Here is a 2,567-nt window from a genome sequence, read left to right on the forward strand (position 1 = left end):
GCGAGGTGTTGTTATAGGTAAGTGCTAATGACTTAGAATCTCCTAACTGCTCCCAAATTAATATTTGATTGCTGTTGCCCATATTCATATCCCTATTTCCTTTGCGGAGATTGTATAGAGAAACGGCCGGCGTCATATTAATAAAGGCCGCTACTGCACGTGCACGATCTACATATTCATATACATTATCAATGGTTTTTCGATTAGGTACACCATCAAAAAATTCCAAGGTTCCAATTGGCGATTCTATTTTATCCGGGGTTGTGATGTTTTCCGGAATAGGCGTGGTCATTTTCATGACGGGTTGCTGTGTGACCATTTTGGTTTTGGGGGATTGTGCCATGCCCAGGCATGTAATTGATACCATCGCGACAAAACTTAAAATATGTTTGAGTGTTTTCATGATTTTTGTTTTATGTTTTTTGTTTTATAAATACTTAATTAATCTATTTTGTTTTTTTTACTTTTTTCCTTGGCTTTTCAGAAACTACAGCTCCCAACCAAAGGTGGTCTGTAATACATAATCAGTGGGGGATGAACCTACTGCCGGCTGGTTATCATAATTGCCGCTTAAACCCAGATTAATGAAAAAATCCCGCTTAAATTCATACTTTATGTTGATGGAAAAATCGGTCCTGAATCGACGGCTTTCTGTCAAACTGGGATAAGCAATAACTTTTGTCAGGAGATCAAGGTCGCCAAGGTCGAAAATAATGTAATCCAGGGCTGCAAATGCCTCAACACTATTTCTGCCTTTCGCTGTGAGGTTGTCATAATCCTCATAGTTCCAGGCGACCCCGCCTGCCAGACCCAAATTCATGCGATTTGTTTTCACTACATAATTTCCAATACCCCCTTTGGTAATAGCCCTGAGATTTAGCTGCTGTTCTGAACTTTGCAAGAGATCCGCCCTGGCAACTGCAAACCAGTCCTTAACAACAAATATTAGGAAGCCCAATCCACCTGTAGTACGACTTGTACGGGTGCTATTATCATCATTTTCTTGAAAAGTCCTGATGATACCAAAGCTTAAATCTGATTTGAATTTACTCGACACATAGCCTGTTTCTAAATTGCCGATGAACTGTTCGTTGTCGTTGGCTTTTGTGAGTGTATAGCCAATTGATATCAACAAATCAACTCGGCTCCAGAAGGTTGGGTCGATCTTTTTTAAGAACAAGATATCCTCTAAAGATTCTGACACCTCACCTTTTTCAGTGTCATTTATCAGAACAATGGAGGGGTCGTTCTTTGAAGTGGTGATGGTCCCAAAATAGCGATCTCCATGGGCAGTAATAATCACGAATTGCTGAACGGTGCTAATCCGTACTACCTTATCCCCCTCTATCTTAAAATTGCTGTCGCTATAACTTGTTTCAATGGTGACCACTCCGTTATCAAATAATTTGATCTCTCCGGTCAGGATCTCGCCACTAATCATAATAAGAGTATCTTTTTGGGCCGAAAGCTCAGTGAATCCCATCATAATTATCAGTAGCAAGATATTTCCCTTCCAGAATTTCATCATCAGAATATTAGTTTACCAATTCGACATCATTAGGCACCCAGGTCTTGTTGTTGAAGGCGTTGAGTGGACCGTAATAACGGATGTACACAAAGAATCCTTGATCAGGGATTACTTCTACCCAGTTTTGCTTCTCAACACCTGCCGGTTGTTTGACTGAAAAGTAAATATCAATAGAACCATCTTCATTAGTCACAGGAGGTGGCGTTTGCTGGCTACTTATACTTGGATAAGGCATGGTATTAACTACGCAGCGATTAAGGTTATCGTAAACAGTAACTGACCAGAAAAGCTTCACAGGAACGCCAGGAGGCATATTTAATTTGTATGTCTTGTTGCCGTCGAAGAAATTATCATCACTATCCTTATAGGTAGTTTGATATCTTGAGCCAAGACCTTCAGGCATTTGCATGGCCATTGCCGGCGTAATACCATCGGCAGTGAAATGAAATACTGTACGTGCCTCAAGGTTGATATAGTCGTTCTGATAGAAAGTAGAATTGTTAATTACATAGGGGCTTTCCCAATTGCGATCAGGATACACTTTCGAGTTTTCAACTCGCGTATTAAACGCAATTACGCGCGACATAGCAACACCCTGTTCAGCTGCTTTAGCCAATATTTTTTGCATGCGGGCATCGGGATTAAAAGGCTTTCCTTTTTCTATGCCAATAGAAGCCAGTTCACCCAGGCGCTCTTTACCAAATGCTTCAGCAGGCTCATAATTTATTAATTCATGCATCCAGGCAAATGCTGTAGCATCTTCAGGGACTAAGGTATTGATGGGAACACCAGTAACATTGGTATAGGTGCATTCACGCGGACCAGTACTTAAAGGATATATCTTACAACCTTCACGGAAATAATCCATAGCGCTTTCGCCAAAACCAATTACAGCCGCATTGGCACGAACAAAAGAGAAAACACGATAGGTTGGCGATTTAAATACGAAATAACCCTCCGGTACATCACCTTCATAATCAGGAGGTAGTATTAAATACTTACCACCTTTTCCTTTATCCATTCCGGTTGGACCAATGTC

General features: G+C 40.8%; 3 protein-coding genes. All 3 read right to left on the minus strand.

Going from position 1 to position 2,567, the window contains the following annotated elements:
- A partial coding sequence (locus WBM60_RS13605; RefSeq protein ID WP_424283192.1) for a hypothetical protein occupies positions 1–403 on the minus strand: 403 nt, incomplete at its 3' end.
- An 84-nt stretch (positions 404–487) separates the two neighbouring features.
- Positions 488–1,528: a DUF481 domain-containing protein gene (locus WBM60_RS13610; RefSeq protein WP_424283193.1), complete on the minus strand. Its 1,041-nt coding sequence runs from the start codon at positions 1,526–1,528 to the stop codon at positions 488–490.
- 7 nt (positions 1,529–1,535) lie between these two features.
- The coding region (locus tag WBM60_RS13615; protein WP_424283194.1) for a DUF1214 domain-containing protein at positions 1,536–2,567 on the minus strand (1,032 nt) is incomplete at its 5' end.

This window comes from Eudoraea sp., assembly GCF_049669105.1.
Taxonomy (GTDB): domain Bacteria; phylum Bacteroidota; class Bacteroidia; order Flavobacteriales; family Flavobacteriaceae; genus Eudoraea.

Excerpts from the sequence above, each read along its gene's own strand:
- WBM60_RS13610 (WP_424283193.1), bottom strand. The coding sequence starts at position 1,528 with ATGATGAAATTCTGGAAGGGAAATATCTTGCTACTGATAATTATGATG.